Source organism: Paenibacillus sp. S150 (genome assembly GCF_019352175.1).
In the GTDB taxonomy this organism is placed as follows: domain Bacteria; phylum Bacillota; class Bacilli; order Paenibacillales; family Paenibacillaceae; genus Paenibacillus_AQ.
On record NZ_JACBYI010000005.1, the window covers coordinates 1 to 23,209 of the forward strand.

Genomic DNA, 23,209 nt, shown 5'->3' on the forward strand with positions numbered 1-23,209 from the left:
CCAGTGAAGTCATCTATGTCGCCATGGGGATTGATGAAGACGGGCACCGGGAAATTCTCAGCTTCAGCATTGGCGGCAAGGAGAGCGCCTATGGCTGGCGAGAAGTGCTGCAGGACCTGCACCGCAGGGGGGCGCATGAGGTACTGCTGGGCGTCTTTGACGGGCTTGCCGGGTTGGAGGAGGCCTTCAAGGAAACGTACCCCAAAGCCGATGTCCAGCGTTGTGTGACCCACAAGATGCGCAACACGCTGCCCAAAATTCGGGATACCGACAAAACCGAGATGGTGGCCGATTTGAAAACCATATACACCGCGCCGGATCGGGAGGTAGCCCTGGCCAACTTCGATGTGGTGCAAAAAAAATGGGGTAAACTCTACCCTAAGGAACTGAAGTCCTGGGAGGAGCAGTTGGATGTCCTGTTATGCTTTTACGACTACCCGGCTGCCATCTGGTATGCTATTTATACCTCCAACCCCATGGAGCGAACGAACAAAGAAATCCGCAAACGGCTGCGGCCCATGAACAGTTTAACGAACATGGATGCCGCCGAAAAGATTGTCTATCTGGAGGCCCTTGGATACAACGAGAAATGGAGTCAACGGGTCCTGAGGGGATTTGGAGAGGCCCAGACGAAGGCCGACTTGAGTCAAAAATTCGCAGCAAAGTATCCCCTAGCCCAAGAGATCTAAGAACCAACCCAACCGACGACAGAACAACTGGATATGAAAGGAAATTTTCGCAGGGGGGATCCCCCCTGACCCTTGAAAACCATTCCTATCCATTGTCCCAATGGATATCCTACAACCTTTAAAGATAATTACACAAACTTCTTGACGCTACCTCCAGCCACCGAAATTCCCCAAATGAAGTGTACAAAATCCCACTAATCCAGTTGTGGCACCGAATCCCGGAGAATTAGTGGTACAAAATCCACTTGGCATCTCTGGTTACGGAGGCTGCTGCGGGGCTTCCGTAACTTAAGTCCGGGGAAGTATTCTCGCTTTGACTCTTACGCCGCAGATCCTGGCGGACCTTAATCTGGCGGTCATCTGAAAATCCCGTTCTTTGTGATAGAACCTTTTTTTGCGGCCCGGGGCTTTTATCTGAATAAATTCCTGGCTGAAGTTGCAGCCGGCTCTGTTTATCTGCTATTTTGGATGTGTAGATCATTATTGCCAGCCTGATATGACTCCGGACTGGTGCACCCCCTGAATTCACGGGTTAACTCCCGGCGGCAATGCCGGCTGTGAGATTGTGCTCTGGACGGAAGATGCGGATTCAGCGGTCGAGTATGCTGTGAGGCATGGCGCTGTGCTGTCAGCTCCTCCACAACCTGCGCTCCGGCTGGGTGCAGGACCCTGACGGCAATCCGATTCAGTTCGTGTGCAGAAAGGAATTCGTTGAACGGTGGAGACCATTCTAATTATTGAAGATCAGGAAGATGTCAATCTGATGCTGGCGGAAGCCTTGACGGGTGCGGGCTACGCTGTGAAATCCTCATATACCGGCATGGATGGCCTGGAGGAAATCCGCAGCCACAAGTATGCTCTGATTCTGCTTGATATCATGCTGCCCTTTAAGAACGGGGACGAGCTGCTTAAGGAATTGCGGGCTTATTCCGATATTCCGGTCATTGTCATTTCCGCCAAGGGCATGATCGGCACGAAGATTGAGCTGCTCAAGCTGGGGGCAGATGATTATATCACCAAGCCCTTTGATCTGGGCGAGGTGGTGGCCCGGGTGGAATCCAACCTGCGGCGGTCCCATAAGCAGCGGCAGGAGACCAGAATCTTCCGGTATAAGGATCTGGTACTGGATGCCGGCTCCAAGCATGTTACTGTTAACCAGCGCCTCATGGAGCTGACGGCCAAGGAGTATAGGATACTGGAGCTGCTGGTCATGCACGGCGGCAAGGTATTTACCAAAGCCAATCTGTACGAATCGGTCTGGATGGATGAATACCTCGGAGACGACAACTCGGTCAAGACTCATATCAGCAATCTGCGCAACAAGCTCCGGAGATTGAATCCGCAGGAGGAATATATTGAGACGGTATGGGGCCTTGGCTATCGATTATACAAAATGTAAGGCTATATAATCAGCCGGATTTCATCCGCCCGAACCTTCATTTTAACGAGCTTCGGATCGGCATAAGCCTCCTGATGGGCCATTCTGACTTTTCGGGTTCAATCCATAAGGCCGGAAAATACTTTTGCTCCCTTGACCTTTTCTAAACCTTTGGATATTACAGTAGAGCCAGAAAGGGCAGGTGGGCAAAATGAAAGAAACGGTTCTAAGGACAGACAGCCTGACAAAGAGCTACCAGGGGGCTAATGCGCTGCATGATGTATCCATAGCACTTGAAGCAGGGAAAATCTACGGTTTGATCGGGCAGAACGGGGCAGGGAAAACCACACTCATGCGGCTTGTTGCCGGCCTGGGTTTTCCTTCCGGCGGCCGTATCGAGCTGTTTGGGCGAACGGGTGAGAAGGCTCTCCAGGTGGAGCGCAAAAGATTGGGCTGCATGATAGAGTATCCCGGTCTTACTCCCAACATGACCGCCAAGGATAATCTGAAGCTTCACCGGCTGCTGCGGGGCATTCCCAACGCGGAAGCGGAACAGGAGCTGCTGGAGTTCGTGGGCCTTGCGGACACCGGAAAGAAGAAAGTGAAGAATTTCTCACTGGGCATGAAGCAGCGGCTCGGGATCGCCGTCGCACTGCTGGGCAATCCGGAGCTGCTTATTCTGGACGAGCCGATCAACGGGCTTGACCCGCTGGGGGTTGTGGAAATCCGCAGGCTGCTTAAGGAATTATGCGAGGAACAGCAGATGACCATTCTGATCTCAAGCCATAATCTGCCTGAGCTGTACCAGACCGCAACCGATTATATTATCATCCACCAGGGCGAGGTCAGGCAGACCCTTACCCAGGCCCGGCTGGAAGAACGCTGCAAACGGCATATTCTCATCGGCTGCAATCAGCCGGAGCGATTGGCAGCTGTGCTGGAGTCGAAGCTGAATACAAGCCGCTTTGATGTGATGCCGAATCATACGGTCAAGCTCTATGACTATCTGGACGATAAGGAAAAGGTATCCAGAGTCCTGTATGAGAACGGAATCATCGTCACCAACCTGTCGGGCGAGGGCGATACGCTGGAGGATTATTTTATTTCAGCCATTGGAGGTGACGGGAATGTATAATCTGATCTCGGCTGATGTGTTCAAAATGCGCAAATCTGCGGCAATCAAGATTATATTTGCCATCACCGCGATATGTGCGGCTGCCATGTCAGTAATGGCGTATCTGATCCCGCAGGGCAAGGTGGATGCGAGTCTAAGCGGCATCGGGTTCATGTTCTCGGATATGAATGTGATCAGCATTCTGGGGGCGGTCCTTGCAGGCATATATATTTGCGGAGATTATGAGAATAAAACGATACACAATGCTATTTCAAGCGGCGTCGGCCGGGGAACGGTCATTGCCGGCAAAACCATCGTATTCTGCGGTGCGCTGGCGGTGATCCTGCTTCCCTATGCCATTGCCACTGCAATTGCCCTTGGCACCGGCTCCGAATTCAGTACGGGCAGCGTCTCGCTGGGTTTTCTGAATGTGCTTACATCCGGGGCAGGCCGGGGCTTCTCAGCCTCGGATAGTATGGAGCTGCTGGTGATCAGTGCGGTGTTGATTATCGTATACATGGCACAGCTCAGTGTGACCATCCCTCTGGCGATTCTGCTAAAAAGGCCTGTGCTGGTCATCGCAATTTATTATGGCTTATCGGTTCTTTCCGGGCAGCTGGCGGGAATTGCAGGCCGCTCTCCGGGCTTTGAACGGATTTTCGCGTTGACTCCATTTAGCGGGAACTACACGCTGATTACACTGGATACGGGGGCGGGGGAGATTATACAGGCCCTTCTCGTTAGTGTCCTCTTCGCACTGGTCATGCTGGCGGTCACTTACAGCGTCTTCAGAAGGTCGGAAATCAAATAACAGAAGGGCTGGTGAAGGCGTTGACGATAGCGGCAGGCCTGTTGGCTGGTGCGGTCATTGTGCTCATCCTGTACAACGCCTTGCTCCAGAGGCAATTAATCAGTATTAACCGGCAGCTGGAGAAGCGTTTGAGAGAAAGAACGAGGCAGCCGGTCAGTCTGGAATTAATCAACCGTGAGCTGAACAGGCTTGCCGCAAATATTAACCAATGCCTGAAGGCAGAGGAGCTTCTTCGCCTTGACGGCATTCGGGAGGAAAAACGCTTCAAGGAGCTGATTGCGAATATATCCCATGACCTGCGGACCCCGCTGACCGCGATAAGGGGATACCAGCAGCTGATGGACACAGCAGAGCTGCCGGACGGCCAGCGGCGCAAGCTGCGTACCGCCCGGAAGCATGCGGATGAGCTGGGAGCCTTGATCGAGCACTTCTTTGAATATTCCTATCTGGTGAGCGCGGAGCTGGAACCGGTTCTTGTGCGGATGAATCTGACGAATCTCGTCACAGAGTGCCTGGCAGAAGCCGTCGCTCTTTTGGAGGAGAAGAAGCTGGCCGTACATATAGAGGAGTCTGCGCCTGTATTTGCTTATGCCGATCAGGAAATGGCCGTGAGAATTGTCCGCAACCTGATCCGCAACTGTACGGCATATTCCGATGGAGATGTAGAGGTAAGGATATTTACTGCGTCCCAGGCCGTAATCTCATTCCGAAATCATGTGAGAGATGCTGAGGCCATTGATGTGAAGCGGATTTTTGAGCGGTTTTATACCGCCAACACAGCCAGGAGCAGGACGACTGGACTTGGCTTGTTCATTGTCAGGCTGCTGGCGGAGCGTCAGGGCGGCAGCGCAAGCGCGTCTCTTGAAGACGGATTCCTGGAGGTCCGAATCGGGCTGCCCGTATACACATAGCTGGGAGTCATTATAACAGCCTGCCCAGGGATCACCGCCGGCCATCAGGCGGGATGATCCCTTTTTGGCGAGCTCCCGCACAGAATGCAAGAGGCTGAAATGCTATAATAAGGCAAAGCACTGTCCGGGAGGCGAAAAACGGATGAGGATTAGATTACCCAGGCTTTTCTCTGTACTTGTATTATGCTTACTTACGACCACATGTGATTCGGAAAAGGTGACGGGAAAACACTCTGAAGATGTACCGCAGAAATTAACTCTCGCGCAAGCGGGTCCATTCATTCTGGCGAACAAGGAGGTATCCGCTTCCGGCGGCATAATTACCCATTTGATCGAAATTACACCCGCGGACATATGGGAACAGACAGGGCAGCAGCTTTTTAAAAATATAGCGGATTCCAGCTGGGACACCTATGCAGTATCGGGTGGAAAGGCCGTGCGGATCGGGAACGGATTCGGCGGGTTTGGCGTAACGAGCGCAGTGCCCTTCGATGTTAACAAGGACGGGACGGTGGACCTGGTCTATGCCTATTCCTTTGGATCAGGGCTTCATCGCTCGGTTATTGCGTGGCTGGATTTGAAGAATTATACAGAGCACACCGTCCCCGATAAACCGTCAGCCAAGGAATTCCGTGCGGAGGATCTGATACTGCAAGCTAATGGAGAAGAAGGCATAGGGGTCTACCGCATCAAGGGCGTGGATAAAAGTAAAATCAGCTTGGATGTACTGCGCACTTATCCCGCACAGCAGGATATAGAGCATATGACGCTGGAGAAGGAAGGAGACCTGGCTTGGGAGAACGGTGAATTGCTTAATAGCACCGGGGAATGAAGGCAAATATGAAGACTGCTGTCAAGCTGAAAGGTAGGGGGATAACCTTGTTTCATCCTATGAGCCTGTTGATACCGCTGATGATCTTGCTGCCCAATCTGCTGTTCTTTAGATTGGAGCCCCGGAATATGCCCGGTGAAGCTGTACGGAATGTGTTTTTTACCGGAGCAGAATTCATTGGGCGGATCGGAGTTATCATCCTCCCGCTTTTCTATTCCCTGCATATGCAGAGCGTGTTTGAGGTGCTCGCACTGACCCTGATGCTGCTCTCGCTGGGTATATACTATTCGGGCTGGGCCAAATATTTCAAGAATGGAAGACCATACAGACTGCTGTATACCTCTCTCATGGGCATTCCCGTACCTCTGGCGGTAAGTCCCGTCCTGTATTTCCTGTGCGCCTCCGTGCTTTTGCACTCCAGCTGTCTGCTCATCTTCAGCCTTATCCTTGGAGCGGGACATATTCCCGCCAGTCTGGTTGAATATAAACGAAGCGCGTAGCCAATTTGTTGCCGGGGCTATTCTTCATTTCTTTTACGCATGTATCGGAGTTCAGGTTAATGGGCAAGCTCCTTCCGCTCCAACAGTCTCCAGACCTGATCGATGACCGGCTTCAACTCACTAACCGGTGCTGTAATTCCCCGGACGGGTTCATTGGGATTGCAAAAAGTAATCAAGCGGTTCAGACGGCCGCCTTCGATGCATTGATCCAGCCAGCAGATCGTATTTATCGCTGTAATGCGGATAGACAGTCCCGGGGTTCACATTGGCCCGTTCCGTTGAACAGCCGCCGGAGCCGGTGGGCGGCAGAACGCAACAAGCATTAGCTGAGATGAACCACCTCTGCCTGCGGAGGCGGTTTTTATGAAAATATAAGAATTTACAGGCTTGGCACACTAAAAGATCCTTCGATTTCCCGCTGAGACACCCCGTCCCCTCATAAGGAAGGCGTAGCCGTTTCTGCTTGAAAGATCAGAATTTATAGGTTTTGGGGAAGCGAAGCTTATCCGTTAATTCACGGCTGCGCTGTAAATGAAAGAATGGATCGGGACTTCGGCCAGGCAAACTGCGCGATTGCGTTGGCCGCAGCGGGCAGGCAGAGGGAATCAGAGGCAGAAGTGCCTTTGAATTCGCCCGAAGCCGGCTGGACGAGGGAATCAGCTGAAATGGCAGCATTCTTATACAGGACGCCGATAGGCGTCTTTCTTGTCGTTTAGGAAATTATGCTTCTCGCAAATTGTGGATAAGGTAGGTATGAAGTTAGGGGGAAATTATAATGCGTCTTAGTCGTGCTGAATGGTGCTGGGTTTGCTGAGTTGCTGGGTCGTGCTGAGTTTGTTGAATGGTGCTGAGTTTGCTGAGCCGTGCAGAGTCTGCGGGTTCTATGTTTTGCAGGAGGAAGCGCGGAATAGAGCGGGTCCAACCGAGGCCGCACCGGGGCAGGGACGGAAGTGGAAGGGAGTGAATGAAGTGGAATTCGCAAGAATTAGTACACTTACACGGACGGGAAAGTCTTAAAGGAATCGCGGGAAAAAGCTGGCTCCATCTAAATTCAACCTGTAATCCTTATTCCAATCCGGAAAATGTGCTTTAGCAGCGGCCGGAAGAACCCTCTGAGCCCGCAGCGGACTTCATTCACATCGTCAACCGCTGATTTTGGTGCTGAGCCAAAAAGGTAATTTAATGTATAGGAATGGAACCGGAGAACCTGAAAACGCTGATGAAACGCAAGGAGATTCATAGGGAACGGAAGCGAAGTGGAAAAAGTAACACTAATGGGCTGGAATTCTGGCTTGAACGGGCTTTAGTGGGATTTTGTACACTTAATGGAGGCCCGCTCCCCCCTTATGGCTGATTTCAGCCGGATTAGTTGTACTTTTTCCCACCAGGGATGATCCGGAATCCGAATGCGCTGCTTTAGTTATCCTTTTTACCACTCAAATGGCTGCCCTTTGGATGAATGGTTCAAGTTCAGCTTAATGCAGGCGTATTCCTCTGCAAGGTGAGAGAAACGGATCGGTTAGGTCTCCTTTTTCCCGCTAACGTAAGCGAAAAAGGGAAAGTAGGGATTAAGTTTCCTTTTTCCACTTGGGCTTAGGCCGCCGGGTCTGAGCAGGAAGGTCTGGAGGGATCGGGGAGGAAGAGCTTCAGCCGGCCAGGGGAACCGGAGAGCCGGGGAACCGCAGCCAGCCTTACACCTGAAATGCAAACAGCTGCGCTGCCCGGTCAAGGACGGCATAGCCGTTTTGTTCTGTCCGGATTACGGCAACGAGGCCCGGAGCCGCAACGAAAGAAGGGGGAAACATAAATATGTTTACAATTGACTAATAGTCAATTATAATCGACTCATAGTCAATGACTTCAAGTCAATTATATTGTCCGAGATATTCATTCGGAGTGGAGGAATCTGTTATGGGTAAAAAAGTGATTTTAATTACCGGGGCATCATCCGGTATCGGCAAAGCGACAGCCCAAAAGCTTCTGTCTGACGGCCACATTGTATATGCTGCTGCAAGACGGGTTGAACAAATGCGTGATCTTCACAAATCCGGCGCGGTAACCCTCTCGCTGGATATCACACATGAGGAAGATATTCAGGCATGCATCGGCAAAATCATCAAGGAGCAGGGCCGGATAGATGTGCTGTTCAATAATGCCGGATTTGGTCTTTTTGGAAGTGTGGAAGAAGTAAGCCTGGAGGATGCAAGGTACCAGTTCGATGTAAATCTGTTCGGTCTTGCCCGAATGACCCAGCTTGTCGTGCCATACATGAGAGAGCAGCGCAGCGGGAAGATCATAAATACCTCCTCGGTGGCCGGAAAAATGTACGGTCCGCTGGTCGCCTGGTATACTGCAAGCAAGCATGCACTGGAAGGCTGGTCGGATTGTCTGCGGCTGGAACTGAAACCGTTCGGAATTGATGTGGTTATTATTGAGCCGGGAACGATCGAGACGGCATTCGGAGATGTGGTAAGCGGGCCGCTCTTGAAACAATCAGGGAATGGTCCATATAAGAGCACAGCAAATTCACTTGTCAAAACCGCCCAGAACACCTCTCAGGCCGGCGGCGGTTCATCCCCTGTGGTGGTGGCCAATGCCGTTTCCAAAGCAATTGCAAAGAACAACCCCAAGATCAGATATGCTGTCGGCAAATTGGCAAAGCCTATCATTTTTCTGAGAAAATGGCTGGGGGATCGAAACTTTGACCGGCTCATTATGAGCCAGATGAAATAAAGCATAGAACTTGCTGCGTTACCTTGACTTCAGTTGGAGGATGCTCTCAAGCTGCGTCGGGGTATTTTGCCATAATCTTGACATCCCTCCCTCTATTCATTACTATTGACTGCAAGTCGATACAGAATGTTTATTATATTGAGGTGCTGATATCAATGAAGAGGGCCATGACCGAAAGCGCGAAAGCTGAGAAAGCCAAGATGATTCTGGATGTTGCGCGTGAAATGTACCAGTATGGCAAATATGAAGATATAAAAATGAGCGATATCGCCAAAGCGGCGAAGGTTTCGAATGGCACGCTATTTTATTATTACAGCACGAAAGAAATTCTGTTTATGGAAATGCTGTTTCTGGAGTACGAAGAACGCTTCAAGAACTTTATGAATATTCTCCGTCCACTGGACAAGATGTCGTATGAAGAATTCAAAGCTTTTTTTCTGGGCGAGATGGAGGGGATTCTCGAACAGGATTCCGTTTTCATCAGGTTGAGTGCAATAAAGAATACTATTCTGGAGAAGAATATTGATGAAGAAACGGCTGTCAAAGCCGCCGCGGCAATGTATGCTTCCGTAGAACCAATCGTACGATTTCTGACTGAAAGAGTAAGCTTCCTGGATACAGAGTCCTTCATTAATTTAATGGGGGCACAGAACGCTATTATTGTAGGGTATGTTAATATAGCCAGCATGCCTGATGTGATGTTCAAAGCCATTGCCGGGCAGAACCTTCAAAGCTTCAAGATAGATTTCAAAAGGAGTGCCTTGACCGCAATGGAATATTACCTTGACGGTTTATACAGAAGTCAAAACGGCGCATAGATAATCCCTCTCACCCCACTTCATGAAAGGGATACAAGAATTTCTCTTAATCAGACTAAGTAGATTCAATCACTCCCGAGCTTAAGCAGAAGGGCATCATAATCGCTGTTCAGATAATACTGGCCGGCAACGACATATCCGCCGTCATTGGCAGCTGCGACGCTGTTGCCAATTTCACCGCTGTCGCCAAAATTATAGGTATTGGACCATAGCGCATTGCCGGAGCTGTCAATTTTCAGCAGCAGCAGGTCTTCCTTGTACACCTGCGGAGTAATGAACCCTGTCACAATGTAGTTTCCGTCCTTCGCAAGCTTGATGCCGTTGGCGAAGTCTCCGGTGGTTGCGTGGAACTGTCTGTTCCAGAGCTGGGAGCCTGATGTTTTATATTTATGGAATATGTTTCTATATAACGGCGTCCGCTTGGGTTTATCCTTTATAATGCTTCGTAAGTAAATCTGCTTTATTGCTTAGGGGGATGCTGATGAAGGCGATAGGATTTGACCTTGGCGACACGCTGATAGTTTATGAGAATGTTCCATCACACACAATTAACCCCGCCTCATCGTTTCTAGGTGGGGCTAGCTGTGCTGTTGCAGTTCCCGCCGGGAGCGGGGATTAATGATCTTCATCCGTAATTTCTCTGTCCGGCAGTTGGGTCACATAGCTGTCGGACAGCTGTAGAAGCTCAAGCGCCCGGTTGAATTCATCTTCTGTGGCTTGAAGCGGCCTAATGCCGTCTCCGGATAAGGTGTAATGCTGGCCGTCCCCGAACCCGCTGCCGGATAAGAATAGCTCTTCATTATTTACGAACGATCCTGTAGGCAAGTAATAGCGTTGAGGCAGCAGATTATAGGAGGATTGATTCAACAGGTCCTGTCCAAAATGAATATGGTTGTCTAAGGACACTCCCAATAAATTGGCTACGGTAGGCAGAATATCAACCTGTCCGCCTAATTGCTCCTTCACGCTTGGAGTTGTTACACCACTGGAAGCGATGATCAACGGAATATTAATCAAATCGCGTTCCGTATATTCGTGATCGAGAATTTCCTCCATTAAGGCCTGGTCGTTGTCCTTCAGCGAGAAAATGGGAAGGCCCCGATGATCGCCATACAACACGATTAAGCTGTTATCCCAAACCCCGCTTCTCTTAAGCTCTTCCATAAACTGGCCAAGCGCATAATCTGCATAATTCTGAGCACGGATATAATCTCCAACAAGCGTGCCTTCGTACCGTTCCGGCAATGTCATTTGGTATTTGCTCTCCGGAATCGAGAACGGATTATGAGAGGACATCGAGATTACCTGTGAATAAAAAGGCTGGCTGCCGCTGTCCATCCTGGCCAGCTCCCCGGATGTTTTTTTGTAGAGAACTTCATCGGAGGCTCCGTAGAAGACGGTATCCTCTTCGCCGAAGTAGGATTTGTCATAGTAGCGGTTAAATCCTATTGCACGGTACAGCTCTCCGCGGTTCCAAAAGTCAACCTCATTGGTATGAAAGGTTGCCGTATCGTAACCTTGTGCCTGCAGCAGCTTGGGCAAGCTTGGAAGCTCCTTGGGCGCATAGATGTCAGTAGCCGGGCCGTCCGGCGGAACATAAAAAGAAGTGTTCACGATAAACTCGGCATCGGAGGTATTGCCTTGCCCGACCTGCTGGTAGAAACGGGGGAAATAGAAATTCCCGGCGGCAAGCTTATTCATATTAGGCGTGATCTCCTGCCCGTCAATCGACAGGTTAATCAGAAAATTCTGAAAAGACTCCATTTGGATGATGATCAGGTTCTTATCCTTGGCGGCACCGAACAAGGCCGGATTTGCCGGAGCTTGAATGCCCTTCTTCTCATCAATGACGGCTTGTGTTATCTTGGACAGCTCAATCTGTTCTTCCTCATGCTCAGCAAGCAAAGCGTAGGCTTCATAATTGAGGATGCCCATTTGCTCGGCCTGGACGGTTTCATTCATGCTGGCCTGATTCGGAAAGATGTTCATCATGCAAATCACTAAGGAGATACAGAACAAGGCTGCGACCACCTTGCGGTTGCTCCGGCGCGCCATAGCTTTTTTCCAGGCGACGGCTTTCTTCCGGCTGAGCATGACCAGGCTGATAATGATAATATCCAGAAAAATAAGCATATACTGTGGCTGTATGACCGAGAATATGCTTTTCTTCACAGCTCCGACCTGTTTGGCCTGGCCAATCACCTGGGAAGTGGCAATAATGCCAAAATGATTATGATACACAATCAGAGAGAAGAACAGAACCGTAATGAGCAGATTCACAAGCATGTAGACGGCAATTTTCCGTTTTGTGGCGAACCATTCAATCAGGCAGAAGATCAGCAGCACAAAAGGGATTTCTTTAAACCAGGTAGTCCAGGTTGGACCATCTTCGAACAAGTAATACCAGGCAAAATAGCTTTTCGCCAGCATGATCAGAGAGAAGAACAGTATAGATCTTTTGCTGAGTGTGCGAGGTTCCTTCAACCGCATTTTTTATGCGCATCCTTTTCTATATAATTAGTTCATTCTATTACATAGAAGTATTCAAAATCAACTAGATTTGTGCAGGGCAAAGGGAGAGGGATTTTGGCCGGAATTGAATATATTATTACATGATGCGGGGGATTTAAGAGTTTCTGAGAGGTTTCAGGTCATCGGCTGAAAAGAGAAAAATTTCCTTAGGTATGAAAGAACCAATACGGCCCTGTCAAGGCGGGGAGTTACGCTGGTACCGCCAGAATCCTTAGAGGCGTTCTACAGTATTGTGTCAAATGATAAACGCTCTAAAAGCTCAACTGATTTGATGGATTTAATGGTATTGCTCGTTGCAGATTGCTGAGGCTTCTATTGCACAAAGTACAATCATGCAATAAGGCCTTATCGTTAGCGGAGATAAGTAAGTGCTGCAGCTTAAGTTCAGTCTACATCAAACGATGTTGAAATATTGAAAGGGTAAAGTGTAATATTACAAACCTACCTTTATTTATTTCCCTGAAATCAAAAATGTTCGTAAATTATAAAATATAACAAAAATATATTATATTCTAAAATTTTCTATGTTATTCTATTAGCGGCTGTTTATGGTCCAGTTATAAAAGAGAATGGAGGAATGAAGAATGTTTCTAAGCTTCCCGCGTCTGCGCAAAACCTGGACAGGCCTGGTCATTGCCGCTTATCCAGTGTGGCTGTGCACGCCGGTTCAACACTGGCCATCACGAATCCGGCAAAAGCAAAAGGAATCGTCTATGTACCAACGGCGGCTGCCGCCTGGTCCAAGCACAACCGGGGCAGCCAATATGCGGCTACGCTTGAGCAGTACGGCAAAAATACACTAAACCGGTGACGCTTGCAAACGTTCCTGCCGAGTGATTTGAGAGAGACTTATTCACAGAAGCTTGGGGTAATGGCTGAACGCCTTATCCCGGGCTTTTTTTGTGCGGCTGTGCCTTGGTTCAGTACGTCCCCAGACCGAGGCATAAATGCGCTTGCAGACCGTTAAACGCCTTATCCGCCGGGAGTATAATGAAGCAGCGCCGGAGAAATACATACCAAGTTTATATTCAGTTTAAACTGGCCATTTATGATCCAACTATATTAGTTGTCTAGGAGGAAGAGCAAATGAAGCAAATCAAGAAAACAGCGCCCCAGACAAGGGACTGGGCCATTGAAGCTCAGGGGCTTGTAAAGGTTTTTGGCGACAACCGTGCGGTGGACGGCGTGGACCTGCGGGTGGCTACGGGCTCCATTTACGGCGTGCTGGGCCCGAATGGGGCGGGGAAGACTACCGCGATCCGGATGCTGGCTACGCTGCTGAGACCGGATGGGGGCTCCGCCAGGATTTTTGGGCATGACGTGGTGAAGGAGCCGCAAATCGTGCGTCAGCTGATTGGAGTGACCGGACAATATGCTTCGGTGGATGAGTCGCTTAGCGCGACCGAGAATCTGGTGATTTTCTCCCGGCTGCTCGGGCTGGGCCGCGTTGATGCCCGCCGCAAGGCGGCAGAGCTGCTGGAGGAGTTCGGGCTGGCTGAAGCGGCCAAACGTCCGCTCAAAAATTTCTCCGGCGGCATGCGCCGGCGGCTGGATCTGGCCGCAAGCCTGATTGCGCAGCCGCCGCTTATTTTTCTGGATGAACCGACGACCGGACTGGACCCGCGTACGCGCAATCAAATGTGGGATACGATCCGGCGGTTGATTCAGTCCGGTTCAACGGTGCTTTTGACCACGCAATATCTGGAAGAAGCCGATCAATTGGCCGACCGGATTGCGGTGATCGATCATGGCCGGGTGGTCGCGGAAGGAACGGTAGATGAACTGAAATCATCGGTGGGTACATCGTCCCTGCAGCTAAGGGTACAGAGTTTGCAGGACACTGGCTTTGCCCGTCAGACCGTTGAGCGGGTGCTGAAGGCACCGGCAAGCACATCTGCGGAAGCTGCGTTGATTACTGCGCCGATGGCGAATGCCGATCTGGTTACGGATCTGCTGATTGCTCTCCGTGAGGCGGGGATTTCACTCGCGGAGCTGAGTGTGCAGAAGCCAACGCTCGACGAGGTTTTTCTGAGCATCACGGGGCATGGGGTAGAGGAGAAATCCATTCCTGCTTCCGGCCAATCCATTCATGTGGAGGGACAGCCGGTATGAGTACAATCATTAAGCCGGGTGCAGAGCGCCAACTGAAAAACCGCTCGGGCTTCGGACAGTCGGTACGCAATTCATTGACGATGGCATACCGGGGGCTGCTGAAAATCAAACGAACACCCGAGCAGCTCTTCGACGTAACGTTTCAGCCGATCATTTTCACCCTGATGTTCACCTATATTTTTGGCGGAGCGATCTCCGGGGATGTCCTGAATTACCTGCCTGTAATCATCCCCGGGATTCTCGTTCAGACCGTAATCACAACTTCGATTGTTACCGGGGTCCAGCTGCGTGAGGATATGGAAAAAGGCGTCTTCGACCGCTTCAAATCGCTGCCGATTTCGCGGATTGCCCCGCTCGCCGGAGCGCTGCTTGCAGACACGGTGCGGTATACCATCGCGACTGTGCTTACTTTTGCAATGGGGTATGTGATGGGACTGCGTCCGGAAGGCGGACTCGGGTACGTTGCCTTGGCCGGTGTGCTGGTAATCATCTGCTCCTGGGCGATCAGCTGGATTTTTGCCTTCTTTGGTGTAATTGCCCGGACGGCTTCCAGCGTGCAAGGGATCTCCATGATCGTGCTGTTCCCGCTCACGTTCCTCTCGAATGCTTTTGTACCGGTCGATACGATGCCGGGCTGGCTGCAGTGGTTTGTCAACGTGAACCCGATTTCACATCTGGTCACAGCGGTCCGCGGGCTTGTCAACTCGGGAACCGCAGGCTCGGATCTTGTGTTCTCCCTGGTTGGCGCGGCAGTCATCGTAGCGGTATTCGCACCGGTCACGGTTCGGGCTTATATGCGGCGGACGTAATGGTAAATGGATGCACATAGTGCCGCATAGAATATTTTATAAAGACAACACCAGAGCCTTATCCTGCGGGATAGGGCTTTTTATACTAAGAAATTTACAAATATGGCTGTGAATCCGCCCCTGAAATTACCATTACTTGTATACGGAACATTCAGGGAGTGACCCTCTATGCCAAGCAAGACCGCTGTACACAAGCCGGCAGAGCAGCAGGCCGGGACGAAAAAGAGTTCTGCACAAGGCCCGCTCACAGATAAAGCGGCAATGAAGCCGCTGCTGCGAACACCGCTTGAGCTAAAAAGGCTAACCGGCCGCCTCTTAACAGCTCCGGAAACGGTGACATCCGGTGAGTTTGCTATGCTCACGGGTGCCATTGGTATCCGGAGTGCTTTTATGCTGCTTGACCAAGGCAAGCGAAACCAAGAAAAGGCAGAGCCAACGGATAAAACCTCGGATACACCCACGCAAGATTCTCAGAACTCATCTGTCGCTTCACCAGGCTCATCAATACCGCAAGATTCCCCGTCAACGCTTCAGTCAGAGGTACCGCCCGGTCCTATTTCAACACAAGCTGCGACACCGGAAAGGGCTGAGAAGATCAGCCCCAAAGCTGAACAAGGCAACAGAAATGCAGCTGGATTCAAAAAGGATACTGAAGGCAAGCTATTGCCGATCACCGATGAACCGGCTGCAGTTCGGGTAATTCAGGCCACCAGAAAAACGTCTAAACCTGGAGCCGGGTGGGAACGGAAGCCAGAGGGCAAGCCTGCTATGGTCAAAGCAGAAGCCAAGCGGGAAAGAAAAGCAGAGGCCAACGCAGGTGCCAAGGTAATGGGGAAAGCAGAAGCTCAGGCGGAAGCCAAGTCAGACGCGGAGCGGGAAGGCAAAGCTGGGGTTCAGGCGGGAGCCAAGTCAGATGCGATGTCAGAAAGCAAAGCTGAAGGGAGGGAGGCAGCTAAGCCGGATGTGCAGCCAGAAGACAAAGCAGAAATGAGGGCGGAAGCTAAGCCGGGTGCGCAGCCAAAGGGCAAAGCAAAAGCGAAGGCGGAGGCTAGATCAGGTGCGAAGCCGGAAGGCCAACCGGAAGCTAAGCCGGAAGGGAAGCCCGCAGCCAAAGCGGCCCCGTCTGGGCCTAAGTCTGCTGCTTCAGGCCCGCTGTCCGCTGGCCAGCCGCTGCAAGCCAAAAAGGCAGCTGCAAAAGCTCCAGTTGTAAATATTACAGGCGATAATCCGGGCAGTATAATCCGGCAGCTCGGCAGCATTGCCCCGTCAGAAATTGTTGAGGCCTACACTCAAGCAGTGAATGTCTCGGGGCGAGCGCTGGAGCAGCAAAGGCAGCAGGCCGAGAAGGCGCTGCCTGCAATACCGGCACCAACCGGAATCGCGCCCGGCAAGGATACTGAAGCAGCAGAGCCTTCGAAGCGGGCAACGGCCGATCCGGCGTCCGCTTCCGGGCTGCCCGCTTTTCAGAGCGGGAAACAAGGCGGGGATACCACGGCAGGAATAACCAGCTTTCCGGAGGGGGCGGAGGAGGCAAATCCGGACCAAATTATGGAGGAAGCAAGCCGGTATGCAGCAAATCCGCCGGAAATTGGTCTGACGGGCGAAGCGGACCCTTCCCGGGTGGAGAGCTTTCAGGCAGAGGCCGCGCAGCATATGCAAACTGCACAGGATTCCGAACTGGAGCAGACCCGTCAGGATTTCGGTGAGGACCGGATTCTGCCCAAGCCGGACGCGGCCATTCTCAAATCCGGGCATGCTATCCGTTCCGTGGCCCCGCCTGCTTTTCAGCTGAAATCCGCCGGTGTGATTCCGCCCGATGTTGCCGGATACCTCAATCCTCATCTGGAGGGCCCGCTTCAGGCCTACATGGAGAATAGCCAGGCGGAGTACCAGATAGGGAAGGAACCTTTTGACAGCGGACTCACATCTGCCAAAAGTGATACAAAGGCCGAGGTGGAACGGCTGAAAACAGAAGCTTCAGAGAAGCAGCGAAGCGAACAGACTGCAGCCAAGGCAGAGGTGTCGGGGTACCGGAGCCAATGGCGGGAAGAGATCAAGGCCACCAGCGGGGAGTTTGACCGTGATGCGGGTACAGCTGCAGCAGAGAAGAACAAGGAAATTACCGGGATCAAGGAAGAGAAGGAAGGCGAGGTCAAGAAAAAGCTGTCCGAAGCCGAAACCGAATCCCGGCAGGAATATAAGAGCACGGAGACCCAGGCAGAGGAGAAGCAAAAGGAAGGTGAGAGCGAAGGGGAGCAAACAAAGAAAAAAGCTAAAAACCCCTGGGAATGGATTAAAGAAAAAGGCAGGCAGATCGGAGAGGCCATCCAAAAAGGCATGAATTTCCTCTTCACCCAGCTGCGCAAGGCAGTCAAAACCATTTTTGATAAAGCCAAGCAAGCCGTAGTGGGGCTGATAGAAGCAGGCCGGAAGCTGATTGTCAGCGCCATTAAAGGCTTCGGGAATGTGCTGAAGGGCTTAGCCAATAAAATATTCGCCCGTTTTCCGGGCATTGCCAAGAAGATCAACGGACGGATTGACCGTGCGGTGAACAAGGCGGTTCAGGCCGTCAATGCTGCTGCAGGCCTTCTGAAGAAGGGGGTCAGCGCCGCCCTGGATTTCATGGGGAAAACGGTGGATAAGCTGTTTGCCGGTGTCCAGTCGCTGTATAACGGCATATTCTCGGGAATCGGGAAATTCCTGAATGGCGATTTCAAATGCAGACGGGCCAGGCGGACGACAAGGAGAAGGACAAAGATACCGGCAAGGCACCGAAGAGCGGAGGCCGGGAACAAGGGCTGTTGAAGGTGCTGCAGCTCCTTCAGGGTGTGTTCGAGATTCTGCAAAAGACAGCCGGCAAGGTTGCAGGGGCCATCAACAAGGCTTTGCCGGTTATCAACATTTCGGACAAGTCGTGGTTCAACCCGTTCAGCATGATTTATGCCGGTGCTGTTCAGGCGCTGGAGGTCGTGAAGAATCCTGCTGAGGCGCTGGGTGAGGGGGCAGGCAAGCTTAAGGAAGCGGCTGGAGGCTTTTTTAAGGGGATTAGAGAAAAGGTAACCGAAGCCGCCGGCGGGATTAAAGCAAAGGTGCAGCTGCTCGGGAAACCGGCTCAGCTCATGACGGTCCTGGCCAACAAAAGCGTGGAAATGGTGCTGAATTTTATCGTCTCCAATCCGCCGTCAGCGCTGATTAAAGCCGTATTCAAAGGGATTGAAGCCGTGGCAGGCCAATCGCTGGTTAAACTGATCCGCCAGCATATCCCCTTTGCAGACAAGCTGATTAACCAAATCGCAGACTCCAGTCCGGTCCAGGGCCTGCTGCAGCCCTTACAGGAGCCTGTGGAAAAGGTCGGCGGAATGATCGACGAGGCAACGGAAGGAGCGGCCAGCCTTGTCGATGCTGCTGAAGCAACAGGCCGACAATGTCTTCAGTAACGGCACGAAGCTGCTGGCCAATCTGTCCGGGCTGTCCGGGACTTCAAGCGGAGGCAGCAAAGACAGCCCAGGCCAAAAAGAAGAGCAAAAAGACGGCGGAAAATCAGGCGCTGCCAAAAAAGAAGCCGCCGGTGATTTCCTCGGCACAATTAAGGGAGGCATTCACACCCGCCTGTTAGCGTTCGGCAAGCAGCTTTTGAAGTCAGGAGTCAACCTCGCGGTGGCAGGAGCAAGCTCTGGGGGCAGACACCGTCAAACTGAAACTTATGGATTAACCGGACAAGGTCTCCAAGATTATTTAAATTTATCTCCAAGGGATGCTTTAGCCCGTGATATATGGGATGTACGTAAAATTTATCAAAAGGATGGACTCTATACACCGGAGATAAGAAGAAGCCTGCAAGATGTTGTAAAAATGAATGAAAATATGTATCCTAATTTATTCAGAAAAAAACGTATAAACTTATTTAAAGGATATAGTCATAAACGGTGGGATTAACCCTCCTGATTTATATTTAAATTGGAGATGGGACAGATCTAATAGCAGACCCGCTTATGGTCATGCATATACAAGACATGGCTCACATGTTTCTGATAATGAATTGAATTAAAAGCTATATGAATTGAACCGGAGAACCTGAACAAGTGATGGAACGGCAAAGAGGTTCATATGGAACTAAAGCGAAGTGTAAAAAGTAACACTAATGAACTGGAATTCTGGCTTTAAGGGGCTTTAGTGGGATTTTGTATACTTATTGGAGGCTTTCTCCCCCATACAAGGTGATTTCAGGCGAATTAGTTGTATTTTTTCCCACTAGGGATGATCCAGGATCCGAATGCGCTACCTTAGTGTTCCTTTTTACCACTAATTACGGCTGGCAAAAAAGCGGAAGGGAATTTGGAGACTGCAGGAGCGGAGCGTCTGCCTTTGTCTGCGGATTTCCACCGCGAACAGTGGTATACATCAAGAAATCTGCAGACGGGCAGCGGCGGGAAGTCCAAGCATTCTCTGGAGTCACGACCAATCCTAAATAGAAAAATTACAAGTTCAATCTATATAGAGCTAGCAGTATATGATTTTTGTATATTCAAACTCTTGCAGATAAGGAGCGATGGAACAATTTCGATGGCAGTCAAGGAATATGAAAAAGTAGTCTGAGAACAAATGCAAGTCTAAAGGACTACTATGAAATTGAATGTATAGAAAACTGTGGAAAATTTTGATTCTACTGTAGAGAACTATGTATATAGCCAGCCTTCCGCCGTCCAGACGCAGGTGATTTCCCGACTCTGATGCTCGTCTGACTTAAACACCTGTGCTGTAACGGTTTCCGGATCTGCTCCAAACTTCTTGAGCCAATTATAGAGGGTATTGTCATTGAGCTTTAGCTCCTGGGCGAATTCCGACAACGTATGGCTGCTCTCCTTGAATGCTGTACACACTGACACTTGAAGGCTTCGTCGTACACAAGTTTTTTCATGAGATACAATCTCCTTGTTTTAAGGCTGCTCATTCAATAAATTTTGTGTTTGCTGTTCAAGCTAACTTCAGAGATTAAAAAATCTGATGTAACAGTGATTGGCACAACGCTCCGTTAGCGGATCGTCCGTATGGATTCAGAAGTCTATCTGACTCCAGAAACAGGGGATGTCCCAAGCAGCCATTTCATGGCTCATGGGACATCCCCTGTTGTTCGAAGCCGGCAGGAAGGTGGAAGCAAGGGTAGAGATACCTTTGATCTGCGGGGAAGTCGGGTGGATGGCGAGATCAAGGGTTATAAGCTTCATTTGCTTGCACAATACATTATCCTTCTATTGCTCGCTTGATACGCATCCTTCCATTTGCATGGATGCAGCCGATTTCATGGAATATATGCCTATCCCCTGCTTTTTACAGCGTATATTATATTTCTCGCGGCATGTTTTCTGACATAATTATTTCTGTGCAGAAGCGGAAAAGGCTGATCGGTAGAGTCATGGAGTCAGTAATCTGAACTTCCGATTACGGCAGGGAAAGTAAAGGGGCTATGAGGAGGCAGGTGTGAGAGAATGCCGTTTTTTTAAAATCGTTATTCAATATTTTTGATCATTAATTGATCAATAAATTTTCTTTTATTAATAATTATGATTTTTGTTGACCAAAATTGATCGTTCAATTATACTCAAATCAATACAACCGACAGATTAAAGTCATGTATATGTAATTATATCTAACACGTATCTTTTACTATTAGACGAGGTGATGATTATGCCGGAAATACACACTTTATCTCCTTCTTCCGGGACGGTCCTGTGGGGTTACATCGGCGGTCCTCAGCAAGCGGTGCTCAGGGTGAAGCCCGGGGATTCCGTAATTCTCAAATCTGTATCGGGCTCACCGCAGGATTCTGTGCCTTCCGAATGGATTCCGGACAGCCTGCGCGAGATTCACGAGCGGACCCGGGACCGCGGGCCCGGGGTGCATATCCTGACCGGTCCGATACATGTAGAGGGTGCAGAGCCGGGCGATACGCTTGCCGTGCATATTGAAGATGTCAGGGTGGATGCTCTGTATGGCTTCAATTATATGGGGCCGATGTCCGGTATTTTCTACAATGAGATGGACGACCCGGACACCGCCATAATCAAGATCGATGCAGAGCGGAAGCTCGGCGTCTGGGGCCCGGCCAAATTTCCGCTGAAGCCGTTCTTCGGAATTATGGGGGTTGCTCCTCCGGATCATTGGGAGCGGATTACGAGTGTAACTCCCGGACGCTACGGAGGCAACATGGATAACCGCGAGCTGACGGCCGGCTCGGTGCTGTATCTGCCGGTCATGCGTACCGGCGGACTCTTCTATGCCGGTGACGGACACGGGGCCCAAGGCGACGGGGAGATTGATGTAACGGCAATCGAGGTCTCGCTGGAAGGCCGCTTCCGCTTCGGGCTGCTCAAAGGGACAGAACAGCGCTGGCCCTATGCACAGAAGCACGGCAAGCTGATCAGCATGGGCTTCGATGAGGATCTGGCGGCGGCCCTGCAGGCGGCGGCGAACCAGATGATTGGCCTCCTGCAGGAGAAGCATGAATTAACGCGCAAGGAAGCTTACCGGATCTGCAGCATTGCCGCTGATTTCCATATCACGCAGGCGGTGAACGGCATCAAGGGTGTACACGGAATCTTCGATACTTCGATCTTGGCCGACTAATCAGGCCTGGGCCATTTGCAAAGGAGAGATTGGGATGTTATCCAAAAAAGACAATGAGCTGTTGACGCAGACGGGACCGGAAACGCCGATGGGTGAGCTGTTCAGAAGATACTGGTTCCCCGCCTTTCTGTCGCGTGAGATCGAGACTGGCGGCGCGCCGCTTCAGGTGAAGCTGCTGGGTGAACGCCTGGTTGCCTTCCGGGATAAGACCGGCCGAGCCGGACTGATGAGCGAATTCTGTCCCCACCGCGGGACTTCATTGACACTGGGCCGAAATGATGATTGCGGCTTGACCTGTATTTATCATGGCTGGGCCTTCAATACCGAAGGAGACTGCACGAACATGCCGTCGGAGCCAAGCTACAGCAAATACAAGTCGAAGATCAAGCAGACCTCATACCCTATCCATGAAGCGGGCGGCATCGCCTGGACCTACATGGGGCCGAAGGAGCTGCAGCCGAAGTTCCCCGAGCTGATCTGGACCAGTCTTCCCGGGGATATGCGCATGGTGGAGAAGGTGCACCAGGAGTGCAACTATCTGCAGATCTGGGAAAATGAGATCGACTACATGCATGCGGCCTTCGCCCATCTCGCTCTGAAGGAGCAGGACATGAAGGAAGGCGCGCTAAGCACAGAGCTGGGGATTAATCCGTCCCACCCGCTTGTCACTTCTGTCAATCCGAAGCTGGATGTGCAGCTGACAACCTACGGCTTCCGCAATATGTTCATCGGCCAGGCGGATGCGGATAATCATTTTATTCTTGAGGCTCCGATTCTGATGCCGTTCTTCGGCTTCACTCCGCGTGTGAAGGAAGAGGATCATCTGTTCCATGCTTATGTTCCGATCGATGACCACACCACCTGGGCCTATGATGTCCACTTCACGCTCGACCACTCGCTGGATGCAGAGAACCAGAAGCTGCGCCGCGGCTTGTGGGTGGATGAGAACCACCGGAAGATCCATAACAGCTCCAATAACTATAAGCAGGACCGCTCCCTGATGGAGGGCGACAACTTCTCGGGCATCCTTGGCATCAGCAATCAGGACCATGCCGTTACTGAGAGCATGGGGCCGATTGTGGACCGTTCCCGGGAACATCTCGGCACCAGCGACATTGCGATTATTGCGCTCCGGCGCATGCTGCAGCGCACGCTCCGCGAGATGGGCGAAGGGAAAGTCCCGCTGGGGCTTGATCCGTCCATTCCGACAGAACGCATCTTCAGCGAGGGTGTAATTGCGCCGAAAGAAATTCCGTGGGAAGAGGCCTGCCCGGTGGACCCGGTGTATCTTCCGGACAAGGAATCCGATTCTTTCAAGAGCAAGGTATAACGGCGCCTTGAACAGA

At 51.1% G+C, this 23,209-nt stretch carries 20 protein-coding genes; 17 read left to right on the forward strand and 3 right to left on the reverse strand.

The window, feature by feature from the left end:
• From HYD27_RS07145 to HYD27_RS07185, 9 genes are all read left to right on the forward strand, one after another.
• Positions 1-689, forward strand: a 689-nt coding sequence (locus HYD27_RS07145; RefSeq protein WP_219213025.1) for an IS256 family transposase, incomplete at its 5' end; no start/stop codon positions are given.
• A 718-nt stretch (positions 690-1,407) separates the two neighbouring features.
• A complete protein-coding gene (locus tag HYD27_RS32635) occupies positions 1,408-2,088 on the forward strand; it encodes a response regulator transcription factor (protein WP_219213026.1) in 681 nt (226 codons plus the stop codon).
• Positions 2,089-2,278: 190 nt separating this feature from the next.
• Positions 2,279-3,202, forward strand: coding sequence for an ABC transporter ATP-binding protein (locus HYD27_RS07155; RefSeq protein WP_219213028.1), 924 nt, complete (start codon positions 2,279-2,281; stop codon positions 3,200-3,202).
• Positions 3,195-3,992, forward strand: a complete 798-nt coding sequence (locus tag HYD27_RS07160) for an ABC-2 transporter permease (RefSeq protein WP_219213030.1) — start codon at positions 3,195-3,197, stop codon at positions 3,990-3,992. Before HYD27_RS07155 ends, HYD27_RS07160 begins: the two co-directional genes overlap by 8 nt.
• A gap of 11 nt (positions 3,993-4,003) precedes the next feature.
• Complete coding sequence (locus HYD27_RS07165) at positions 4,004-4,903, forward strand: sensor histidine kinase (protein ID WP_219213032.1); 900 nt, start codon at positions 4,004-4,006, stop codon at positions 4,901-4,903.
• Positions 4,904-5,120: 217 nt separating this feature from the next.
• A complete protein-coding gene (locus HYD27_RS07170; protein ID WP_219213034.1) occupies positions 5,121-5,735 on the forward strand; it encodes a hypothetical protein in 615 nt (204 codons plus the stop codon).
• Positions 5,736-5,782: 47 nt separating this feature from the next.
• Positions 5,783-6,235: a hypothetical protein gene (locus HYD27_RS07175; protein ID WP_219213036.1), complete on the forward strand. Its 453-nt coding sequence runs from the start codon at positions 5,783-5,785 to the stop codon at positions 6,233-6,235.
• 1,911 nt (positions 6,236-8,146) lie between these two features.
• Entirely contained in the window at positions 8,147-8,968 is an 822-nt protein-coding gene (locus HYD27_RS07180) for an oxidoreductase (protein ID WP_219213038.1), read from the forward strand.
• 155 nt (positions 8,969-9,123) lie between these two features.
• Positions 9,124-9,786 (forward strand): TetR/AcrR family transcriptional regulator, encoded by a 663-nt coding sequence (locus tag HYD27_RS07185; protein ID WP_219213041.1) that lies wholly within the window; start codon positions 9,124-9,126, stop codon positions 9,784-9,786.
• Positions 9,787-9,851: 65 nt separating this feature from the next.
• Here HYD27_RS07185 and HYD27_RS07190 read toward each other — a convergent pair whose 3' ends face one another.
• Both HYD27_RS07190 and HYD27_RS07195 read right to left on the reverse strand, forming a co-directional pair.
• Positions 9,852-10,073 (reverse strand): hypothetical protein, encoded by a 222-nt coding sequence (locus HYD27_RS07190; protein ID WP_219213043.1) that lies wholly within the window; start codon positions 10,071-10,073, stop codon positions 9,852-9,854.
• A gap of 328 nt (positions 10,074-10,401) precedes the next feature.
• Positions 10,402-12,276, reverse strand: coding sequence for an LTA synthase family protein (locus tag HYD27_RS07195; RefSeq protein WP_219213045.1), 1,875 nt, complete (start codon positions 12,274-12,276; stop codon positions 10,402-10,404).
• Between the two features lie 619 nt (positions 12,277-12,895).
• On the opposite strand from HYD27_RS07195, the gene HYD27_RS07200 reads away from it, so the two are divergent.
• From HYD27_RS07200 to HYD27_RS31945, 6 genes are all read left to right on the forward strand, one after another.
• Positions 12,896-13,129 (forward strand): hypothetical protein, encoded by a 234-nt coding sequence (locus tag HYD27_RS07200; RefSeq protein ID WP_219213522.1) that lies wholly within the window; start codon positions 12,896-12,898, stop codon positions 13,127-13,129.
• A 275-nt stretch (positions 13,130-13,404) separates the two neighbouring features.
• The gene (locus HYD27_RS07205) at positions 13,405-14,430 is read left to right on the forward strand and encodes an ATP-binding cassette domain-containing protein (protein ID WP_219213047.1); all 1,026 of its coding nucleotides are present in this window, start codon (positions 13,405-13,407) and stop codon (positions 14,428-14,430) included.
• On the forward strand, positions 14,427-15,239 hold the full coding sequence (locus tag HYD27_RS07210; protein WP_219213049.1) for an ABC transporter permease: 813 nt from the start codon (positions 14,427-14,429) through the stop codon (positions 15,237-15,239). The genes HYD27_RS07205 and HYD27_RS07210 overlap by 4 nt, the downstream gene beginning before the upstream one ends.
• Before the next feature lie 168 nt (positions 15,240-15,407).
• Positions 15,408-18,044, forward strand: a complete 2,637-nt coding sequence (locus HYD27_RS07215) for a hypothetical protein (protein ID WP_219213051.1) — start codon at positions 15,408-15,410, stop codon at positions 18,042-18,044.
• Complete coding sequence (locus tag HYD27_RS07220) at positions 17,957-18,676, forward strand: hypothetical protein (RefSeq protein ID WP_219213053.1); 720 nt, start codon at positions 17,957-17,959, stop codon at positions 18,674-18,676. Before HYD27_RS07215 ends, HYD27_RS07220 begins: the two co-directional genes overlap by 88 nt.
• The gene (locus HYD27_RS31945) at positions 18,633-19,175 is read left to right on the forward strand and encodes a hypothetical protein (protein WP_219213524.1); all 543 of its coding nucleotides are present in this window, start codon (positions 18,633-18,635) and stop codon (positions 19,173-19,175) included. The genes HYD27_RS07220 and HYD27_RS31945 overlap by 44 nt, the downstream gene beginning before the upstream one ends.
• A gap of 740 nt (positions 19,176-19,915) precedes the next feature.
• On the opposite strand, the gene HYD27_RS07230 is transcribed toward HYD27_RS31945, so the two are convergent.
• Positions 19,916-20,086 carry a hypothetical protein gene (locus HYD27_RS07230; RefSeq protein ID WP_219213055.1) on the reverse strand — a complete coding sequence of 57 codons (171 nt, stop codon included), beginning with the start codon at positions 20,084-20,086 and terminating at the stop codon, positions 19,916-19,918.
• Positions 20,087-20,924: 838 nt separating this feature from the next.
• Between HYD27_RS07230 and HYD27_RS07235 the strand changes: the two genes are divergently transcribed.
• Both HYD27_RS07235 and HYD27_RS07240 read left to right on the forward strand, forming a co-directional pair.
• On the forward strand, positions 20,925-21,863 hold the full coding sequence (locus HYD27_RS07235; RefSeq protein ID WP_219213056.1) for an acetamidase/formamidase family protein: 939 nt from the start codon (positions 20,925-20,927) through the stop codon (positions 21,861-21,863).
• A 34-nt stretch (positions 21,864-21,897) separates the two neighbouring features.
• Positions 21,898-23,193 carry a Rieske 2Fe-2S domain-containing protein gene (locus HYD27_RS07240; RefSeq protein WP_219213058.1) on the forward strand — a complete coding sequence of 432 codons (1,296 nt, stop codon included), beginning with the start codon at positions 21,898-21,900 and terminating at the stop codon, positions 23,191-23,193.
• Positions 23,194-23,209 lie beyond the last annotated feature (16 nt).

What these genes read in the sequence shown, in the direction of transcription:
- HYD27_RS07160 (WP_219213030.1), top strand. Translation starts at nt 3,195, where the DNA reads ATGTATAATCTGATCTCGGCTGATGTGTTCAAAATGCGCAAATCTGCG.
- HYD27_RS07195 (WP_219213045.1), bottom strand. Translation starts at nt 12,276, where the DNA reads ATGCGGTTGAAGGAACCTCGCACACTCAGCAAAAGATCTATACTGTTC.
- HYD27_RS07205 (WP_219213047.1), top strand. Translation starts at nt 13,405, where the DNA reads ATGAAGCAAATCAAGAAAACAGCGCCCCAGACAAGGGACTGGGCCATT.
- HYD27_RS07185 (WP_219213041.1), top strand. Translation starts at nt 9,124, where the DNA reads ATGAAGAGGGCCATGACCGAAAGCGCGAAAGCTGAGAAAGCCAAGATG.
- HYD27_RS07155 (WP_219213028.1), top strand. Translation starts at nt 2,279, where the DNA reads ATGAAAGAAACGGTTCTAAGGACAGACAGCCTGACAAAGAGCTACCAG.
- HYD27_RS07235 (WP_219213056.1), top strand. Translation starts at nt 20,925, where the DNA reads ATGCCGGAAATACACACTTTATCTCCTTCTTCCGGGACGGTCCTGTGG.
- HYD27_RS07210 (WP_219213049.1), top strand. Translation starts at nt 14,427, where the DNA reads ATGAGTACAATCATTAAGCCGGGTGCAGAGCGCCAACTGAAAAACCGC.
- HYD27_RS07180 (WP_219213038.1), top strand. Translation starts at nt 8,147, where the DNA reads ATGGGTAAAAAAGTGATTTTAATTACCGGGGCATCATCCGGTATCGGC.
- HYD27_RS07240 (WP_219213058.1), top strand. Translation starts at nt 21,898, where the DNA reads ATGTTATCCAAAAAAGACAATGAGCTGTTGACGCAGACGGGACCGGAA.
- HYD27_RS07220 (WP_219213053.1), top strand. Translation starts at nt 17,957, where the DNA reads ATGCAGACGGGCCAGGCGGACGACAAGGAGAAGGACAAAGATACCGGC.
- HYD27_RS07200 (WP_219213522.1), top strand. Translation starts at nt 12,896, where the DNA reads ATGAAGAATGTTTCTAAGCTTCCCGCGTCTGCGCAAAACCTGGACAGG.
- HYD27_RS07215 (WP_219213051.1), top strand. Translation starts at nt 15,408, where the DNA reads ATGCCAAGCAAGACCGCTGTACACAAGCCGGCAGAGCAGCAGGCCGGG.